This is a genomic window from Mesorhizobium sp. P160187 (genome assembly GCF_057766425.1).
Map to the genome: position 1 here is coordinate 1,073,714 of NZ_JBYMDX010000003.1, position 16,540 is coordinate 1,090,253.

At 64.7% G+C, this 16,540-nt stretch carries 16 protein-coding genes; 10 read left to right on the forward strand and 6 right to left on the reverse strand.

What is annotated here, in order from left to right; all coding sequences use genetic code 11:
• Window positions 1-384 precede the first annotated feature (384 nt).
• The gene (locus tag AC3CCE_RS08495; RefSeq protein WP_352623516.1) at window positions 385-2,832 is read left to right on the forward strand and encodes a bifunctional diguanylate cyclase/phosphodiesterase; all 2,448 of its coding nucleotides are present in this window, start codon (window positions 385-387) and stop codon (window positions 2,830-2,832) included.
• Here AC3CCE_RS08495 and tlpA read toward each other — a convergent pair.
• Window positions 2,829-3,521 carry a thiol:disulfide interchange protein TlpA gene (gene tlpA / locus AC3CCE_RS08500; protein WP_352623518.1) on the reverse strand — a complete coding sequence of 231 codons (693 nt, stop codon included), beginning with the start codon at window positions 3,519-3,521 and terminating at the stop codon, window positions 2,829-2,831. The two genes, AC3CCE_RS08495 and tlpA, sit on opposite strands and share 4 nt — an antisense overlap.
• Before the next feature lie 34 nt (window positions 3,522-3,555).
• On the opposite strand from tlpA, the gene argH reads away from it, so the two are divergent.
• The 3 genes from argH (at window position 3,556) to lysA (ending at window position 6,580) form a co-directional block, all read left to right on the forward strand.
• The gene (argH, locus tag AC3CCE_RS08505) at window positions 3,556-4,956 is read left to right on the forward strand and encodes an argininosuccinate lyase (protein ID WP_352623520.1); all 1,401 of its coding nucleotides are present in this window, start codon (window positions 3,556-3,558) and stop codon (window positions 4,954-4,956) included.
• Between the two features lie 68 nt (window positions 4,957-5,024).
• Entirely contained in the window at window positions 5,025-5,231 is a 207-nt protein-coding gene (locus AC3CCE_RS08510) for a hypothetical protein (RefSeq protein ID WP_023743996.1), read from the forward strand.
• 80 nt (window positions 5,232-5,311) lie between these two features.
• A complete protein-coding gene (gene lysA, locus AC3CCE_RS08515) occupies window positions 5,312-6,580 on the forward strand; it encodes a diaminopimelate decarboxylase (RefSeq protein WP_352511813.1) in 1,269 nt (422 codons plus the stop codon).
• 20 nt (window positions 6,581-6,600) lie between these two features.
• Here the strand turns inward: lysA and AC3CCE_RS08520 are convergent, their stop codons facing one another.
• Window positions 6,601-6,903, reverse strand: coding sequence for an ArsR/SmtB family transcription factor (locus AC3CCE_RS08520; RefSeq protein ID WP_023694025.1), 303 nt, complete (start codon window positions 6,901-6,903; stop codon window positions 6,601-6,603).
• A 50-nt stretch (window positions 6,904-6,953) separates the two neighbouring features.
• Between AC3CCE_RS08520 and AC3CCE_RS08525 the strand changes: the two genes are divergently transcribed.
• The 3 genes from AC3CCE_RS08525 to AC3CCE_RS08535 all read left to right on the forward strand — a co-directional run bounded on the left by AC3CCE_RS08525 (window position 6,954) and on the right by AC3CCE_RS08535 (window position 11,033).
• A complete protein-coding gene (locus tag AC3CCE_RS08525) occupies window positions 6,954-7,895 on the forward strand; it encodes a threonine/serine dehydratase (protein WP_352511814.1) in 942 nt (313 codons plus the stop codon).
• Window positions 7,896-8,031: 136 nt separating this feature from the next.
• Window positions 8,032-10,620, forward strand: a complete 2,589-nt coding sequence (locus tag AC3CCE_RS08530) for a TIGR02302 family protein (RefSeq protein ID WP_023711721.1) — start codon at window positions 8,032-8,034, stop codon at window positions 10,618-10,620.
• A gap of 41 nt (window positions 10,621-10,661) precedes the next feature.
• Window positions 10,662-11,033 carry a glyoxalase superfamily protein gene (locus tag AC3CCE_RS08535; protein WP_023685340.1) on the forward strand — a complete coding sequence of 124 codons (372 nt, stop codon included), beginning with the start codon at window positions 10,662-10,664 and terminating at the stop codon, window positions 11,031-11,033.
• On the opposite strand, the gene AC3CCE_RS08540 is transcribed toward AC3CCE_RS08535, so the two are convergent.
• Window positions 11,030-11,893, reverse strand: coding sequence for a LysR family transcriptional regulator (locus tag AC3CCE_RS08540; RefSeq protein WP_023726969.1), 864 nt, complete (start codon window positions 11,891-11,893; stop codon window positions 11,030-11,032). The genes AC3CCE_RS08535 and AC3CCE_RS08540 overlap by 4 nt on opposite strands.
• 226 nt (window positions 11,894-12,119) lie before the next feature.
• On the opposite strand from AC3CCE_RS08540, the gene AC3CCE_RS08545 reads away from it, so the two are divergent.
• Window positions 12,120-13,070, forward strand: coding sequence for a DMT family transporter (locus AC3CCE_RS08545; protein WP_023750539.1), 951 nt, complete (start codon window positions 12,120-12,122; stop codon window positions 13,068-13,070).
• Window positions 13,071-13,076: 6 nt separating this feature from the next.
• Here AC3CCE_RS08545 and AC3CCE_RS08550 read toward each other — a convergent pair whose 3' ends face one another.
• The 3 genes from AC3CCE_RS08550 to AC3CCE_RS08560 all read right to left on the reverse strand — a co-directional run bounded on the left by AC3CCE_RS08550 (window position 13,077) and on the right by AC3CCE_RS08560 (window position 14,713).
• Window positions 13,077-13,448: a response regulator gene (locus AC3CCE_RS08550; protein WP_488377125.1), complete on the reverse strand. Its 372-nt coding sequence runs from the start codon at window positions 13,446-13,448 to the stop codon at window positions 13,077-13,079.
• A gap of 63 nt (window positions 13,449-13,511) precedes the next feature.
• Window positions 13,512-14,054 (reverse strand): hypoxanthine phosphoribosyltransferase, encoded by a 543-nt coding sequence (gene hpt / locus AC3CCE_RS08555; protein WP_023673315.1) that lies wholly within the window; start codon window positions 14,052-14,054, stop codon window positions 13,512-13,514.
• 23 nt (window positions 14,055-14,077) lie between these two features.
• Window positions 14,078-14,713 carry a hypothetical protein gene (locus AC3CCE_RS08560; RefSeq protein ID WP_023685343.1) on the reverse strand — a complete coding sequence of 212 codons (636 nt, stop codon included), beginning with the start codon at window positions 14,711-14,713 and terminating at the stop codon, window positions 14,078-14,080.
• 180 nt (window positions 14,714-14,893) lie between these two features.
• Between AC3CCE_RS08560 and ftsE the strand changes: the two genes are divergently transcribed.
• Both ftsE and AC3CCE_RS08570 read left to right on the forward strand, forming a co-directional pair.
• Window positions 14,894-15,553 (forward strand): cell division ATP-binding protein FtsE, encoded by a 660-nt coding sequence (gene ftsE, locus AC3CCE_RS08565; protein ID WP_023685344.1) that lies wholly within the window; start codon window positions 14,894-14,896, stop codon window positions 15,551-15,553.
• The gene (locus tag AC3CCE_RS08570) at window positions 15,546-16,535 is read left to right on the forward strand and encodes a cell division protein FtsX (protein WP_023748502.1); all 990 of its coding nucleotides are present in this window, start codon (window positions 15,546-15,548) and stop codon (window positions 16,533-16,535) included. Before ftsE ends, AC3CCE_RS08570 begins: the two co-directional genes overlap by 8 nt.
• The last annotated feature ends 5 nt before the right edge of the window (window positions 16,536-16,540 follow it).

Here is a 16,540-nt window from a genome sequence, read left to right on the forward strand (position 1 = left end):
TGTTTCGTGAATTTCATACCCGGCTAACTTCGCGCCCCCTCGCTCTGCAACGAGGACAGAGAGAAATGCCAAGCCGGCTCAGCGATACATGGGCGCGGTGGGCCTGCGACGATCGCCGACCGCCGGCGATGCATGAAGGGCCCCCGTGACAGCGCCACGCACCTGTACCATGCGGCCGCCATACCGGCGCTCGGCCAGATCGAGATGGTAGAGCGGCATCGCGCCAAGCGCTGCTGTGACCCTGTCTGGAATGAGACAGGATCGCCGCAAGGTACAACCCGAAAAACCCGCTGTAGTTGTAGCTCGCATAACCGATTCTTCGTCAAGCGCGACATACTAATCAAGTGGACGGCTTGATTGCTGTGGGAGAGCAGGTGGGGCGAGATGCTGACGGTCTATAATTGTATCGTGCATGAGCACGATCTGAGACTGGTCGCACTGGCAGCGCTCATTTGCGGTATTTCTTCCTTCTCGGCGGTCAACCTGCTTCGCCATGTCGACCGCTCGAGCGAGCGCAACCGCTATACCTGGCTGATGATAGCAGCCACTTCCACCGGCTTCGGTATCTGGGCGACGCATTTCATCGCAATGCTTGCCTTTTCTCCCGGAATCCCCAACGCCTACAATACGGAAATGTCGGCGCTTTCGCTCGCCGGTTCCGTCGCCCTGACCGCCGCGGGCATGTGGATCGCCACCTTGCGCCGGGGCATCGACTACCCTCTGGTCGGCGGCGCGGTCCTCGGTGCCGGTATCGCCGCCATGCACTATATCGGCATGGCCGCCTTCGAGGTCGAAGGGCGCATCGTCTGGAACCCGCTGCTGGTCGGCGTCTCGGTGCTGACAGGCGTCACCCTCGCCGCGCTGGCGCTGCTGGTCGTGTTGCGACGGCCGTCCATGCAGGCCACAATCGCCGCCGCCATCCTGTTGACGCTGGCGATCTGCAGCCTGCACTTCATCGCGATGGGCGCGGTGTCGATCTTCCCGGACTCCTCCATCGAGATATCGCAGTTCACGGTCGAACCGGTGTCGCAGGCCTTCGCCGCCGCTGCAGTCAGCATGGCTATCCTGGTGCTTTCAGCCGCAGCATTGTGGATCGACCTGCGCTTCCGTCGTCACAAGATCGAGGCCGAGCGCATGCACGGCCTCGCCAACGCCGCCGTCGAGGGCCTGATCGTATGCGACGGCGCCCGCATCGTCAGCGCCAATGACAGCATCGCCGCGCTAACTGGCATTGCGCCGGAAGTGCTGAACGCGATGCTGCTTGGCGACCTCTTCGGCGAACGCACCGCGGCCGGCATGTCCGACTGCAGCGGACAGGCACAGGAAGCGGAGCTCAGAGCCCATGACGGCGCCACCATCCCCGTCGAACTTATCGCCAGGAGCATCGACTATTGCGGCAAGCGGCACAGCGTGGTCGCCGTGCGCGACATCCGCGAACGCAGGAAGGCCGAGCAGGAGATACTGCGCCTCGCCCATTTCGACCCGCTGACCGGGCTCCCCAACCGCCGCAGTTTCTCCGGCCGGCTCGAGGCCGAAATTGCCGCAATGGACCGCGGCGGCAAGGGCGGGCATCTTGCGCTGCTGCTGCTCGACCTCGACCGCTTCAAGGAAGTGAACGACCTGTTCGGGCATGGCGCCGGCGATGCCATGCTGCAGAAGGTGGCGCTATGCGCCTCCGCCGTGCTCCGCCACGGACAGATGCTGGCGCGTCTCGGCGGCGACGAGTTCGCCATCATCGCTCCAAACCTTCCCGATCCGCAGGCGGCCGGCCGCATCGCCGAGGCGGTGCTGGCGGCCATGCGCGAGGAAAACCGGCTGTCGGTCGGTGGCGGGCTGGTGTCGGCCAGCATCGGCATTGCACTTTATCCGCTCGACGCCGATGAGCCGACACTCCTGGTCAGCCACGCCGACACCGCGCTCTACCGCGCCAAGGCCGAGGGCAAGGACACCTACCGTTACTTCGAGGCCTCGATGGGCGCCGAGGCGCGAGACCGGCGCGTGATGGAGCACGAACTGCGCCAGGCCATGGCGCGCGATGAGTTTCGCCTCGTCTACCAGCCACAAAAGGAGATCAGCAGCGGGCGGATGGTCGGGTTCGAAGCGCTGATCCGCTGGCGCCATCCGCAGCGCGGCGACGTGTCGCCGGCGACCTTCATCCCGGTGGCCGAAGACAGCGGCGTCATCATCCAGATCGGCGAATGGGTGCTGGCGACGGCCTGCGCCGAGGCTGCGCGCTGGAAGAACCCTCTCACCGTCGCGGTCAATGTCTCGGCGGTGCAGCTCCACAATCCGAATTTCAGCCGCAAGGTGCATGAAGTCCTGCTCGGCTCCGGCCTGACGCCCGGCAGGCTCGAACTCGAGATCACCGAAACGGCGCTGGTCAAGGACATGCCGCGCGCGCTGGCGACCTTGCGCCAGGTGAAGGCGCTTGGCGTGCGTGTGGCGATGGACGATTTCGGAACCGGCTACTCCTCGCTGTCCAATCTCCGCGCCTTCCCCTTCGACAAGATCAAGATCGACGGCTCATTCATCAAATCAGTCGACAGCAACGGCCAGGTGGCAGCCATCGTGCGCGCCGTTCTGGGGCTTGGCCGCGGTCTCGGCCTGCCGGTTTTGGCCGAGGGCGTCGAGACGCTGGGCGAGCTGAAATTCCTCGACGCCGAGGCCTGCGAGATCGGCCAGGGCTACTATCTAGGCCGGCCGAGCCCGATCGAGGCGTTCAGCGAACTGACCGGCGTCGCGGCGCCGGCGGCACAAGAGGACGCCAGCGTCAAACAACGCGGCGGCAGCATCTTGATGCTGCCGCCGGCGGCGGCCCTGCGCTCATCCTAAGGGGCGAGTGCGGCCTCGACCAGGCGCTTGGCATCCGGTCCCGACCATTCCGCCGGTCCGTTCATATGCGCGACCAGGCAGCCTTCGCCATCGATCAGCATGGTGACGGGGAGGCCTAGCGCCAAGCCACGCGTCTTGACGTCGTTGAACAGCGCCAGCGTCGAATCGCGGTAGTAGCCGAGCGACCCGATGCCGATATCGGCGAGGAACTTCTTCGGCTTCACATCGTCGCCGGCATCGACATTGACCGCGACCACTTCGAAGGCATCGCTGCCCTTTTCCTTCTGCAGCGTATCGAGCGCCGGCATTTCGGCGCGGCAGGGCGCGCACCACGTCGCCCACAAGTTGAGCAGCACGGTCTTGCCGACATGATCGGCGATCGTCATCGGCTTGCCGTCTGGGCCGTTGAAGGCGAGGCTTTTCAGCGATTGCGGCGGATCGGCGGGCAGCAATGCCGCCACCTGGCCGGTGGCTGCGGCGGCAACCTTTTTGGCGCGGTCGCTCTTGGCGGCGCAGGCGACATCGTCCTTGCTGTTGCCCGCGCCGGCCGCAGGTGCGCTGCCGGTGGCTGCGTTGTTGCCAGACCCGCTCTCGCTGACATATACCGCGACCGCGCCGGCCAGCACGCCCGCCAGCAAAGCGGCGAGGATCAGGCGCGGGGCCGGGAAGTATCTGTTACCGTCTGCCATTTTCTAAGACTGCTCCGGAGCACGGGTTATAGCGATGAGCGACAAGAAGGCCAGCAACCAGATGTGGGGCGGACGTTTTGCCTCGGGTCCGGCCGCGATCATGGAAGCGATCAACGCGTCGATTTCGTTCGACCGCAAACTCTATGCCCAAGACATAAGAGGTTCGATCGCCCACAGCGAGATGTTGGCTGAAACGGGCATTATTTCGGAGGCCGATCAAGAAAAAATCGCTCACGGGCTGAACACGATCCTGAAAGAGATCGAGGCCGGCACGTTCGAGTTCTCGACCCGGCTGGAAGACATTCACATGAACATCGAGGCCCGCCTTGCCGATCTGATCGGCCCGGCCGCCGGCCGCCTGCACACGGCGCGGTCACGCAACGACCAGGTGGCGGTGGATCTCCGGCTCTGGGTCAAGGACGAGTGCTTTCGCGTCGCCGAGGCGCTGAAGGGGCTGATCTCAGCCTTGCTCGATCGCGCCGAGGAGCATGCGGCGACCGTGATGCCCGGCTTCACCCACATGCAGGCGGCGCAGCCGGTGACCTTCGGCCACCATTGCATGGCCTATGTCGAGATGTTTTCGCGCGACCTGTCGCGCGTCCGCGACGCCATCGAGCGGATGGATGAAAGCCCGCTCGGCGCGGCAGCGCTTGCCGGCACCAGTTTTCCGATCGATCGCCACAAGACCGCCAAGGCGCTCGGCTTCCGCGAGCCGATGCGCAATTCGTTGGACAGCGTCTCCGACCGCGATTTCGCGCTGGAGTTTTTGAGCCTGGTGGCGATCTCCGCCACGCATCTGTCGCGGCTCGCCGAAGAAATCATCATCTGGTCGACGCCGCAATTCGGCTTTGTCAGACTGTCGGACAGTTTCTCCACCGGCTCCTCGATCATGCCGCAGAAGAAGAACCCGGACGCCGCCGAACTGGTGCGCGGCAAGACCGGCCGCGTCACCGGCCATCTCGTCGGGCTGCTGACCGTGATGAAGGGCATGCCGCTGACCTACGGCAAGGACATGCAGGAAGACAAGGAATCGGTCTTCGACGCCGCCGAGACGCTCGATCTGATGCTGGCGGCGATGACCGGCATGGTGCGCGACATGACGGTCAATGCGGCCGCCATGAAGAAGGCCGCCGGCTCGGGCCACGCGACCGCGACCGACCTCGCCGACTGGCTGGTGCGTACGCTGGGCCTGCCCTTCCGTGAGGCACACCATGTCACCGGTCGCGCGGTGGCGGTGGCCGAAGAGAAGAAGGTGAGCCTTGAAAAGCTGTCGCTGGAAGATCTGCAGTCGATCAACCCCGGCATCACGGCAGACATCTTCTCGGTTCTGGCGGTGCAGAATTCGGTGAAGAGCCGCACCAGTTTCGGCGGCACGGCGCCGTCGGAGGTCAGGAAGCAGATCCGCAGCTGGAAAAAGCGCATCGCCAAGGCATGATGCCGGGGTGCAATGCGCCTAAAACTCGGTTAAAAGCGCAGCACATAAAGTTTCGGACGGATGGATCGATGACCGCAAGCAGGATTTTGGTGACGCTGACGCTGCTTACGGCGATAGCTGCCGTGACCGCTTGCGGCCGTAAGGCCGGTCTCGACACGCCCTATGAAGCGGCCGTCCAGGCCCGCAAGGACGCCGAGCGCGCCAAACAGCCGGTGCCGCCGGAGCCGGAAAAACCGGTCGTGGACAAGAAGTTCATCCTCGACCCGCTGATCTAGAGCCGATGAGACCGGCTTGGTCTTTCTGGCCAGGTCTCGTGCTAACCAGGTCTCGTGCTCCAACTTCCGGAAACACTCTCGTGAACCATTTCGATTACCGCGACGGCGTGCTCCATGCCGAGGACGTGGCGATACCAGACATCGCCGCAAGCGTCGGCACGCCGTTCTATTGTTATTCGACGGCAACCTTGACCAGACACTACCGGGTGTTCGCCGGGGCCTTTGCCGGGCTCGACACGCTGGTCTGTTACGCCTTGAAGGCGAATTCCAACCAGGCGGTGCTGCGGACGCTGGCAAAGCTCGGCGCCGGCGCCGATACCGTCTCGGAAGGCGAAATGCGCCGCGCGCTCGCCGCCGGAATCCCGGCCAACAAGATCGTGTTTTCCGGTGTCGGCAAGACCGCGCGCGAGATGGATTTCGCGCTCGAGGCCGGCATTCTCTGCTTCAATGTCGAATCCGAGCCGGAGCTTGAATTGCTGTCGGCCCGCGCCACCGCGCTCGGCAAGGTGGCGCCGGTGTCGCTGCGCATCAACCCGGATGTCGACGCCAGGACGCACAGGAAGATCTCCACCGGCAAGGCCGAGAACAAGTTCGGCATTCCCTGGCAACGGGCGCGCCAGGTCTATGCCCGCGCGGCCGGGCTGCCGGGCACCAAGCCCATCGGCATCGATACCCATATCGGCAGCCAGATCACCGAGTTGCAGCCCTTTGACGATGCTTTCGCGCTTCTGGCGGAACTGGTCGGCGCGCTACGCGCCGATGGCCACGCCGTCGAGCATGTCGATCTCGGCGGCGGCCTCGGCATCCCCTACCGCACCGACAACAGCCCGCCGCCTCTGCCCGATGCCTATGCCGAGATCGTCAGGAAGCATCTGACAAAGCTTGGAGTGAAGGTGATGTTCGAGCCGGGCCGGCTGATCGTTGGCAATGCCGGCATCCTGGTCTCGGAAGTGATCTTCGTGAAGGAAGGCGACGCCAAGAACTTCCTCGTCGTCGACGCCGCCATGAACGATCTGATCCGGCCGACGCTCTACGATGCCTTCCACGACATCAAGCCGGTGGTGCAGCCGCCGGCCGACACGCCGCGCATGGGGGTCGACGTCGTCGGCCCGGTCTGCGAGACCGGCGACTATCTCGGCCTCGACCGTGACCTGCCCCGGCTCAAGTCTGGCGACCTCATTGCCGTCACCACCGCCGGCGCCTATGGCGCGGTGCAATCCGGCACCTACAACACCCGCCTACTTGTGCCTGAGGTTCTGGTCGACGGCGACCGTTTCCATGTCGTACGCCGGCGCCAGACCTATGACGAGCTTATCGGCCTGGATTCGGTGCCCGACTGGCTTGCATAGGAGCCGCCACGGCGGCTGCGCTACAGCCGGTTTTGGATGAGCATCCTTGTGTCGGCGATCCTGTCCTCGTCGCGGCGGTAGAACGTCCATTGCTTGATGCGCTTGGGCCGCAGCAGGCCGGCCTGGGTAAGCACGCGCATATGTTCGGAGAGCGTCGCCTGCGTAATGCCGAGCTTCTCCGCGATCAGCAGCGCGCAAACGCCGTCCTCGACCAGATCGCCGTCTGCCTGGGCCGGGAAATGCGCCTGCGGATCCTTCAGCCAGTCGAGGATCTGCAGCCTGCGTTCATTGGCGATCGCCTTGAAGACATCAACCTCTTGCATTTAGCCATTTTGCCAAGTTACTAATTGCTGTCAATCCCAAGGAGATGGTCATGACGAACGGCAACACCGTCACGCGCGAACGCATTGCCGCGATGGAACCGCGCATCCGCCGCTATATCAGGCACACGCCGGTGCTGCGCGTCGACATGGCCGATTTCGACCGGCCGCCGCTGGCGGTCGACCTCAAGCTCGAATGCCTGCAGCATTCCGGTTCGTTCAAAGCGCGCGGCGCCTTCACCAATCTGCTCGAACGGCCGGTGCCTGCGGCCGGCGTGGTTGCGGCTTCGGGCGGCAATCATGGCGCCGCGGTCGCCTATGCCGCCATGCGGCTTGGCCACAAGGCGACGATCTTCGTTCCCGAAGTCAGCCCACCGGCCAAGCTGCAGCGCATCCGCGGCTACGGCGCCGAACTGATGGTCGGCGGCGCCCGCTATGCCGAGGCGCTGGCCGCCAGCGAGGCTTTTGCCGAAAAGACCGGCGCGCTGCAGATCCATGCCTTCAACCAGGAGGAAACATTGGTCGGCCAGGGCACGCTCGGCCTCGAAATCGAAACCGATCTGCCAGACATCGACACGCTGCTGGTCGCTGTCGGCGGCGGCGGCCTGATCGGCGGCATCGCCGCCTGGTTTGCCGGCCGCATCAGGATCATCGCCATCGAGCCCGAAGGCGCGCCGACGCTGCATCGCGCCTTCGAGGCCGGCCACCCCGTCGATGCGCCGGCCGAAGGCGTCGCCGCCGATTCGCTGGCGCCCAAACGCGTCGGCGAGATGATGTTCCCGATCGCCGAGGCCTTCGTCGAACGCTCCATCCTGGTCACCGACGACGCCATCATTGCCGCGCAGAAGGCGCTGTGGGAGCGGGTGCGGATCATCGCCGAGCCGGGTGGCGCCGCAGCCTTTGCGGCTCTCTTGTCCGGCCGCTACACACCGGCGCGGGGCGAGCGGATTGCCGTCCTTGTCTGCGGCTCGAATACCGATCCGGCGAAATTCTAAACCTTGCTTCGACTGAAGTGGGACGCAAACCCGTCAAAGCTTTTCAAGTTTTCCGGAACCGCCTCGCCTTTGCCGTGTTTGCTGGTAAACTTCTGCTTGTTGAGTCCGGGCTATCCCGCCCGGGCAGGAAGGGCCGATGACGGAACGCCCCATTTCCAGTGGCGATCGCAGCCTGGCCGGGCGGCTTGCCCTGAGCCGGCTGGCGACACGGGTCTCGATGACGGTCGAGCGCGGCTGGCCGCTGCTTCTGCCGCTGCTCATCATCGCCAGCCTGTTTCTCAGCCTCTCCTGGCTCGGCCTTTTCCCCCGGCTGCCTGACATTGCGCGCATTATCCTGGTCACTGCGTTCGGTATTGCCACGCTGGCGGCGCTCTATCCGCTGCGTTTCTTCAAGCTTCCATCCGCCGCTGAAATCGACCGCCGTATCGAGGCCGCCAACCAGCTGCAGCACAGCCCGGTGCTGGTGCAGACCGACCGTCCCAGCGGCAAGGAAAGCATCTTTTCCCAGGCGTTGTGGCGCGAACACCAAAAGCGCATGGCCGACAAGCTCGGCAGCCTTGGCGCCGACCTGCCGCGTACCCGCGTGCCGGAGCGCGATCCGTGGGCATTGCGCGCCGTGGCGGCGCTGCTGTTGGTCACCGCTTTTGCCTTTTCCTTCGGACCGTCCGGCGGCAGGCTGTCCGATGGTTTCAGTGCCCATGCGGCGCGCGACATCGTACCGCCGCGCATCGATGCCTGGGTGACCCCGCCGGCCTATACCGGCAAGCCGCCCATCTTCTTGACCGCGCCAGTCATCGATGGCAACGCCAAGCAGGCGGTTGCCACCTTCACCGTGCCGCAAGGCAGCGACGTCTCGCTGCGCGTGACCGGCGGCTCCGGCGAGGAAACGCTAAGCTTTGCCGACAAGGGCGGCAATGCTCGCGCCATCGACCCGTCGGGACCACAGGTGGCGGCCGTCAAGGCAGCGGCGGTCAACCCGGCGACCCCCAAGCTGCGCCAGTTCACCGGCAAGCTGACCGCCGACGGGACACTGACGCTGAAGTCGGGCGAAGCCGATCTCGGTCGCTGGGCCTTCGCGGTGATCCCCGACAAGCCGCCGACGATCCGCTTCGTCGGCGAGCCCAAGCGCGCCGTCAACGGCGCCTTCGAGCTCAACTACCAGATCGACGACGACTATGGCGCGGCCACCGCCAAGGCGGTTTTCGCGCTGGCCGATCCGGCGGCGCCCGATGCGCATCCGCTCTACGGCCCGCCTGACCTGCCGCTGGCGCTGCCGCGCCGCGGCGGCAAGGCGAACGCCGCCAAGACCACCAAGGACCTCACCGAGCACGTCTGGGCCGGCGCCAGCATCAAGCTGTCGCTTGTCGCCACCGACGATGCCGGACACACCGCGACCAGCGAAACCAAGACTATTGTGATGCCGGAGCGGCCCTTCGCCAACCCGCTGGCGCGGGCCGTGGTCGAGCAGCGCCGCCTACTGGCGCTCGACGCCAATGCCAAGCCGCGCGTGCTCGACCTGATGGACGCCATCACGCTGCGGCCCGAGGACACGTTCGACAACATGTCGCATTACCTCGCCATCATGAGCGCCCGCAGCCGGCTGAAGATGTCGGACAGCGACGATCAGTTGCGCAACGAGGTTGCCTATCTCTGGGAAATCGCGCTCGGCATCGAGGAAGGCAATCTCTCGTCCGCCGAAAAGCGGCTCCGCCAAGCCCAGCAGGCGCTGCAGGACGCCATCAAGCGCGGCGCCAGCGACGAAGAGATCGAAAAGGCGATGAAGGAACTGCGCGAGGCGATGAACGAATTCCTGCAGGAATTCGCCGAGCGCGCCAAGCAGAACCCGAACGCGCCGCAGATGCAACAGAATGGTCGCGAGCTGCGTCAGAGTGATATCGACCGCATGATGGACCAGATCGAGAACCTGGCGAAGTCGGGCGACCGCGACAAGGCGCAGGAGCTGCTGTCGCAGCTGGAAAACATGATGAACAACCTGCAGGCCGGCCGTCAGCAGCAGGGCGGCGAGCAGGACAGCGAGATGCGCCAGCAGATGGACAAGCTGGGCGAGATCATGCGCCGCCAGCAGGAGATGATGAACGACACCTACCGCATGGACCAGATGCAGCGCGGAGATAATCAGCAGCCCGGCGAAGGCAATGGCGACGACCCGGACCAGCCGGGCGTCGGCAAGGATCGCGATCCTCTCGCCCGGCCGAAGTCGATGACACCGCAGGAATTCGCCGATGCGATGAAGCAGCTGCAGGAAGGCCAGGGCCAGTTGCAGAGCGAACTCGACAAGCTGAAGAAGGGCCTGGAAGGCATGGGCATGCAACCCAATGAGGGGTTTGGCGACGCTGGCAAATCCATGGGCAATGCCGAAAAGTCGCTTGGCGAAGGCGAAGGCGACCAAGCAGTCGGCCACCAGGGTCGCGCGCTGGAAGCGCTGCGCAAGGGCGCCAAGGAGATGATGAAGCAGCTGCAGGCGATGCAGGGGGACCAGGGCGGCAGCCAGGAAGGCGGCCGCCAACAGGACGCCGGCCGCGATCCGCTGGGCCGACCGCGCGCCAGCCGCGGACCCGATTTCGGCGATTCGGTGAAGGTGCCCGACGAGATCGACGTGCAGCGCGCCCGCCAGATTCTCGAGGCGATTCGCAAGCGGCTCGGCAACGCGCTCAGCCCCGACATCGAGCGCAGCTACCTCGAGCGGCTGCTGGAGCTGAAGTAGCCTCCAAGGCAACATCCGTCGAACTGAATGGTATCAGCGCCATGCCGAAACTCGGTGCCGTCACGCCCATCCTGCGCATCTTCGACATCGCCAAGGCACGCGAATTCTATGTCGACTTTCTCGGCTTCAAGGTCGAGTTCGAGCACCGCTTCGACGACAATGCGCCGCTCTACATGGGTGTAATCCGCGACGGCTGTGTCCTGCATCTGAGCGAACATCATGGCGACGGCGCGCCGGGTATAGCCATGCGCATCAAGGTCGAGGACATCGCGGCATTGCACCGCGAACTGATCGGCAAGAGATACCGCTACGCCCGGCCGGGCCTCGAAACCACGTCGTGGCAGACCCGTGAAGTGTCGGTCGGCGACCCCTTCGGCAATCGCCTGCATTTCTACGAGGATGCAACAGACTAAGCCGGCCGGTTGACGAACGCCTCGCGGATCGCCTCCTGCATGCCGTCGATAGCTTCGCCTGAGGCATTTGGGCTGCGGTGCATCACCACATTCGAGGAATCGATATGGCCGAACCCGTCAGCGGCGGTGAGTTCACGACAGCCATCCGGAATATTGCTGTGCGAGATCGGCGCGATCGCCAGGCCAGAGGTGACGGCGAGCTTCAGGCCGCCGGTGGTGTCGCTGGTATAGGCGACACGGTAGGCCAGCCCACGCTGCTCAAGCGATTTGATGGCAAAGTCCTTGCACCAGCCGGCCCGGTTGTAGAGCGCGATCGGCACCGGCCGCTCCTCATGCATGTGATGCAGGCTCGATGTCACCCACACGGTCGGATCGTGCATCAGCACCTCGCCGCCGGAAGGATCCTGCCATTCGAACACCACGGCGAGGTCGAGTTCACCGGCGGCTAGCGCCGCCAGCTGGGCGCCGGAATGTGCATAGCGCACGGTGACCTCGACCTTGGTGTGACGCTTCGAGAAGGCGCCGAGCGCGCGCGACAGGATGGCGTGACCATATTCCTCGGGAATGCCGATGCGCACCGGCCCGCCAAGCGGTGCCGCCGCCATCGATGCCGCCGTCTCGTCGAGCAGAGAGACGATGCGGCGGGCATTGACGATCAGCTCGCCGCCACGGCGCGTCAGCGCCACGCCGCGCGAGCCGCGTTCGAACAGGCTGTCGCCGACCAGCTCCTCGAGCTTCTTCATCTGCATCGACACCGCCGACTGGGTGCGCCCGGCCTGCTCCGCCGCCCGGGTGAAATTGCCCGCTTCGGCAATGGCGACAAAGGTGCGCAGGAGATCGCTGTCGAGGGCTGGCCGCATCGAATCCGTCATAAGCAAATTTGATCGCTGGTATCATTCCAATTCGTTTGCAACATGTCAAACGCCGCAGCATAGTCCGCTCACCCATTGGATATGCCGCCGCGAAACCGGCTGCGGACCAATCAAAGAGTCCTCACTCATACCCGCTGCCCGAAACGGTGGCGGGTTCTTTTTACCCCATGGCCGGGCGGCTGCGGGCAGTTAAGGCAAGGGCCGGCAGAACAACATGCGCAACCGGATCGTTCTCGGCATCATCAGCCTGTGCCTTGGCGTGCTGGTGTTCTCGCTCCAGGACCCGCTGGTCAAGGCGGTGTCGGCCGGCTATCCCGTGACCGAGGTGATGTGGATCCGCTCGATCGTCGCTTTGCCGATCCTGGTCGTTCTCGTTCGCGCCGATGTCGGCCTGCGGGCCATTGTCTCGAAGCGGTTCGGCCTGCTGACGATACGCGCCTTCATCCAGTTCTCCTCCTATACGGTCTACTATCTGGCGATCGCTGCCTTGCCGCTCGCCGACGCGGTGGCGCTCTATTTCATGGCGCCCCTGTTCATCATGGCGATAGCCGGACCCTATCTCGGCGAGCGGGTATCCTGGCAGGCTCTCGCCACCGTGCTGATCGGCATGCTGGGCGTGGTCGTGATGCTGCGCCCGGGCGCCGGCCTGTTCGACTGGGCGGCGCTGCTTTCGTTGGGCTCGGCTTTGCTCTACGGCTTTTCACAGCTGATGGCGCGCAAGATCGGCGACACCGAATCCTCCACCGTCATGGCCTTCTACCAGAACGGCGCCTATCTGGTCGGCGCCGCTGCGGTTGCCGGCACATTCTGGCTTGCCGGCATAACCCATGCTGTCCACCCCAGCCTCGAATTCCTGGTGCGGCCGTGGGTCTGGCCGACGACCCCGGATTTCCTCAAGATGGCGGCCTGCGGCTTCGTCGCTTCGGCCGGCATGATTCTGCTGTCGCAGGCCTACAGGCTGGCGCCCGCCAACCGCGTCGCCACCTTCGAATACACCGGGATTATCTGGTCGCCGCTGTGGGGCTTCCTGTTCTTCGACGAGGTGCCGCGCTCGACCACCGCCATCGGTGCGGCGCTGATCATCGGCGCCGGTCTGCTGGCGCTCAACACCGAACGGCGCCGGAGCGCTGCGCCTGTCCTCGCCGCGTCTCAGGATGCCGCCTGAAGCGTGTCAGGCGAAGCAGGCGAGCGCCTGGTCGACCCGCGAGCGGATTTCGGCCAGCGTGAAAGGCTTTTGCACGACGTCGATAATGATGCCGTTCAATTCCTCGGCGCGCTCGCGCTGGTCGGCATAGCCGGTCATCAGCAGGATCTTCATGTCAGGGAAAAGCCTGGCTGCGGCGATCGCCATCTCGATGCCATCCATTTCCGGCATGCGGATATCGGAGACGACGAGGTCGTAACCGCCGCCTGCAGCACTGACCATCGCCAGCCCCTGCGCGCCGTCGGCGGCGATATCGATCGAGTGCCCGGCGCGTTCGAGCGCGCGGGCGGCGAGGGTGCGGACGAACTCATCGTCCTCGACGATCAGAAGCTTTGCCATGGGCCGGAATTTGGCGGGCAAAAGTTGACTTTTTCTGAAAATTTGAAGCGTCGGGCCCTTTTCTCAGGCATCGCCTTTGACCACACCGACAAACGGCAGTTCGCGAAAAGCGTGAGCGACGTCCATGCCGTAGCCGACGACGAAGTAATCGGGACAGTCGAAGCCGACATAGTCGGCGTTCAGCTCCGTCTGGCGGCGCATGCGCTTGTCCAACAGCACCGCGATGGCGCAGCTTTTGGCGCCGCGCGACAGCATCAGGTTGCGGGTGAAGGAGAGCGTCTTGCCCGACTCCAGGATATCGTCGATCAGCAGCACGTCGCGGCCGGCGACCTCATTGTCGATGTCGCGCAGCACCCTCACCTCGCCGCTGGTGGTGCCGGCGCCATAGCTGGAAATGAAGATGAACTCGACCTCCGGCGACAGCCCGACATCGTGCATGGCGCGGATCAGATCGGCGGCGAAGATGAACGAGCCCTTCAGCACCGAAATCACCAGCAGGTCGTGATAGTCGTGCTCGGCGATCTCCTTGGCGAGTTCGAGATTGCGCCGCGCGATCGCGGACGCCGAAAACAGGACCTCGATGTCCTTGCCGCGCACAACTGGCATCAACAACCTTTCCAGAGAACCGACTAGCCGGCGAAGGTGACCGCCACGGCCTTGACGCCGTTTCTAGGCACATCGAGGCGGCTGGAAAAGCCGAATCTTTCGCCGGGCGCCAGAGAACGGTTGGATGTCCCCAGAGTATAACGGGTGATGCGGCTGTCATTGCCGGTGACACGTATCTCCAGCGGCGGCAATTGTCCCGCCTTCAAACCGTCATTGACGGCCTCGCCATCCACGAACAGCACCGGGGCGGGTCCTGAGGCGTCGACACGCGACGTGACGCCGGCAATGCTGAGTACGGCGCCCTCCGGCTGTTCGACTGACCAGAACGGCGTCTGGCGCACCAGCGCGTGGCCACCCGAGACCCAGAAGGCGGCAAGCGCCGCACCGATGCCGGCAATCCAGAAGATCGGCCCGCCACGCGATGCCGGCCGCCCGGCTGACGCATCTGATTTGCGCAGCATCTCCATGCCTTCCATCGACGGCGTCGCGATGTCGCGCGCCGGCGTCGGCATGGCTTCTATCAGTGGGATCAGCTGCGGCAGCACCTCATAATCCGCATCGACGATGTCGGTCGCCACAGGCCGCGATTCCGGTGCGACACTTGTCCCGGTCATGATTTCGCCGGAAACCGGGCGCGCGGTTCGTTGCTCAGCCATCATGGCCCCGCTGTTGCCTCTTCGTTTCTTTTGCGTAAATGGAAATGGTTAACGCTTCCCCACCGGAACCCTTGTGACGCACTCAAAAACAGCGAAAATTAACCGACGGTTAACCATGGCGGCCGATGGTCGTTGGACAGAAAGGGCTGGCACGCCGCCGCCACACACCTCAGGTCGTCGCACGTGATCCGCTTCGAAAATGTCGGCCTCCGCTATGGCATGGGTCCGGAAATCCTCCGCGACATCTCCCTGCACATTCCGGAGAGCTCCTTCCAGTTCCTGAGCGGGCCCTCCGGCGCCGGCAAGACGACGCTGCTGCGCCTTCTGTTCATGTCGCTGAAGCCGACACGCGGGCTGATCACCATCTTCGGCAAGGACCGCTCGCGCATCTCGCGCGCTGAACTGCCGCATCTCAGGCGCCGCATCGGCGTGGTGTTCCAGGATTTCCGCCTGCTCGACCACATGACCACCTATGAGAATGTCGCTCTGCCGCTGCGCGTGCGCGGCCGCGAGGAAGCGAGCTACCGCACCGACGTCACCGAACTTTTGAAATGGGTTGGCCTGGGCGAGCGCATGCATGTGCTGCCGCCGGTCCTTTCGGGTGGCGAAAAGCAGCGCGCGGCAATCGCCCGGGCCTTGATCGAACAGCCCGAAATCCTGCTTGCCGACGAGCCGACCGGCAATGTCGACCCGCCGCTGGCGCGCCGGTTGCTCAGGCTGTTCATTGAGCTCAACCGGCTCGGCACCGCGGTGGTGATCGCCACTCACGATCTCGGCCTGATGGAGCAGGTCGACGCGCGCCGCATGATCCTGGCCGGCGGAAGGCTGGATATTTATGACTGAGCTATCGGCCGAACAGCTGCATGAAGACGCCGCCGAGCCCGCGACGACGACGCAGCGCGTCCAGCGCCGCATGGCGCCGATCGTGCCGGCGCAGAATATTGCCGGCCGCGCCTTGGTGCTGGTCATCGCCATCATGACCTTCCTGTCCTGCCTGACTTTCGGCGCCGTCACGCTGGTGCGCGACACTGCCTCGGTCTGGGAAAACCAGATCTCGCGCGAGGCGACGATTCAGATCAAGCCGGTCGACGGCCTCGACATGGAGGCAGCCCTTGCCCAGGCCTCGCAGATCGTCGGCGAATTCCCCGGCGTGAAGGAAACCCGGATCATCGATCGCGACGCCACCGCGCGCCTTTTGGAGCCATGGCTGGGCTCGGGCCTGAATATCGACGAATTGCCGGTGCCGCGCCTGATCATCGTCACCATCGACGAGACCAGCCCGCCCGACTTCAGCGCCATCCGTGCGGCGCTCACGCCCAAGCTGCCGAGTGCTTCGCTCGACGATCACCGTACATGGGTCGACCGGCTGGTCGCCATGGCCCGCACCACGGTCACCATCGGCATCGCCGTGCTGGTCCTGATGCTGTCGGCGACGGTGCTGACCGTAGTGTTTGCGACGCGCGGCGCCATGGCGGGTAACGGCCATATCATCGAAGTGCTGCATTTCGTCGGCGCCGAGGCGCGCTTCATCGCGCGCGAATTCCGCTGGCATTTCCTGGTCACCGGGATGAAGGGCGCAGCCGCCGGCGGCACAGCCGCGATCCTGGTTTTCATCGTCTTTTCCTGGTGGTCGTCGCGCAACATGGCAACGCCGCAGGCCGACCAGGCCACCGCTTTGTTCGGCAATTTCGCCATCGGATCGGCAGGCTATCTCGGCGTCGGCCTGATGGTGCTGGTGATCGGCGGACTGACGGCGGCGACCTCGCACGCCACCGTCGTCGCCTATCTCAGCGACATCGATGTCCGCCAGCCGGATGCGGGGTGACCCGT

What these genes read in the sequence shown, in the direction of transcription:
- AC3CCE_RS08495 (WP_352623516.1), top strand. Translation starts at nt 385, where the DNA reads ATGCTGACGGTCTATAATTGTATCGTGCATGAGCACGATCTGAGACTG.
- tlpA (WP_352623518.1), bottom strand. Translation starts at nt 3,521, where the DNA reads ATGGCAGACGGTAACAGATACTTCCCGGCCCCGCGCCTGATCCTCGCC.
- argH (WP_352623520.1), top strand. Translation starts at nt 3,556, where the DNA reads ATGAGCGACAAGAAGGCCAGCAACCAGATGTGGGGCGGACGTTTTGCC.
- AC3CCE_RS08510 (WP_023743996.1), top strand. Translation starts at nt 5,025, where the DNA reads ATGACCGCAAGCAGGATTTTGGTGACGCTGACGCTGCTTACGGCGATA.
- AC3CCE_RS08520 (WP_023694025.1), bottom strand. Translation starts at nt 6,903, where the DNA reads ATGCAAGAGGTTGATGTCTTCAAGGCGATCGCCAATGAACGCAGGCTG.
- AC3CCE_RS08525 (WP_352511814.1), top strand. Translation starts at nt 6,954, where the DNA reads ATGACGAACGGCAACACCGTCACGCGCGAACGCATTGCCGCGATGGAA.
- AC3CCE_RS08530 (WP_023711721.1), top strand. Translation starts at nt 8,032, where the DNA reads ATGACGGAACGCCCCATTTCCAGTGGCGATCGCAGCCTGGCCGGGCGG.
- AC3CCE_RS08535 (WP_023685340.1), top strand. Translation starts at nt 10,662, where the DNA reads ATGCCGAAACTCGGTGCCGTCACGCCCATCCTGCGCATCTTCGACATC.
- AC3CCE_RS08540 (WP_023726969.1), bottom strand. Translation starts at nt 11,893, where the DNA reads ATGCGGCCAGCCCTCGACAGCGATCTCCTGCGCACCTTTGTCGCCATT.
- AC3CCE_RS08545 (WP_023750539.1), top strand. Translation starts at nt 12,120, where the DNA reads ATGCGCAACCGGATCGTTCTCGGCATCATCAGCCTGTGCCTTGGCGTG.
- AC3CCE_RS08550 (WP_488377125.1), bottom strand. Translation starts at nt 13,448, where the DNA reads ATGGCAAAGCTTCTGATCGTCGAGGACGATGAGTTCGTCCGCACCCTC.
- hpt (WP_023673315.1), bottom strand. Translation starts at nt 14,054, where the DNA reads ATGCCAGTTGTGCGCGGCAAGGACATCGAGGTCCTGTTTTCGGCGTCC.
- AC3CCE_RS08560 (WP_023685343.1), bottom strand. Translation starts at nt 14,713, where the DNA reads ATGATGGCTGAGCAACGAACCGCGCGCCCGGTTTCCGGCGAAATCATG.
- AC3CCE_RS08570 (WP_023748502.1), top strand. Translation starts at nt 15,546, where the DNA reads ATGACTGAGCTATCGGCCGAACAGCTGCATGAAGACGCCGCCGAGCCC.